This window comes from Mycobacterium sp. 1245801.1 (assembly GCF_001673055.1).
GTDB lineage: Bacteria > Actinomycetota > Actinomycetes > Mycobacteriales > Mycobacteriaceae > Mycobacterium > Mycobacterium europaeum_A.
The window spans coordinates 1-601 of sequence record NZ_LZKY01000169.1 but is presented as its reverse complement, the minus strand read 5'-3'; the positions used below and the strand labels follow the sequence as shown (position 1 = coordinate 601).

Here is a 601-nt window from a genome sequence, read left to right as displayed (position 1 = left end):
ACCGTCCGGGGTGATCGCGAACAGGTCGCTAGCGCGGCCGCTGGCGCCACCCGGGGCGAACTGTGCGGCGACCCGCTCGCGCTCCATCTCGTTCAGCCGCTCACGCGCCCGCTCGTCGAATCCAGCGATGATGCGCCGCTCGTCGTCGGTGATCGTCCACGAGCCCTCACTAATCGACCACAGCGGGTTGCCGGCGTTCTGCACATGAGCGGCCGGGCTGTCTGACATCTGCCAATCAACCAGCTCGTCGACCTCGTCCCGCTCGAGCGCGTCGATCGCCGCGATCACCGCGGCCTCCGGGTTGGCGCTCATAGCGGCGGGGCGTCCGGGTCGACGCGCAGGATCAGTGCGCGGAAGTCGCGTCCGCAGTCCAGGTCGCGCCAGACGCGGTAGTCGCCCTCTTCGCGGGGTCCGGCCAGCCTGTGACCGAGGATGTAGCGGTGCCAGAAGCGGAGCATGGGCGGTATTTGTTCCTCCTGAATGCGGGCGAAAGCAACTCCCGCGCGCCGGTGCGGGCTTACCCTCCAGCCTATGACCATGGTGAGGAAAGCTTTGGTGGCGTTGGTGGTGGCGTGTGGTGTCTGCGGGGCGACGTCAGGGT

The 601-nt window shown here is 68.2% G+C and carries 2 protein-coding genes; both read right to left on the bottom strand.

The window, feature by feature from the left end; all coding sequences use genetic code 11:
- A partial coding sequence (locus tag A5622_RS10645) for a hypothetical protein (protein ID WP_197507990.1) occupies positions 1-312 on the bottom strand: 312 nt, incomplete at its 3' end.
- Positions 309-601: hypothetical protein (locus tag A5622_RS30095; protein WP_232002929.1), on the bottom strand; the 293-nt coding region annotated here is incomplete at its 5' end. The genes A5622_RS30095 and A5622_RS10645, both read right to left, overlap by 4 nt.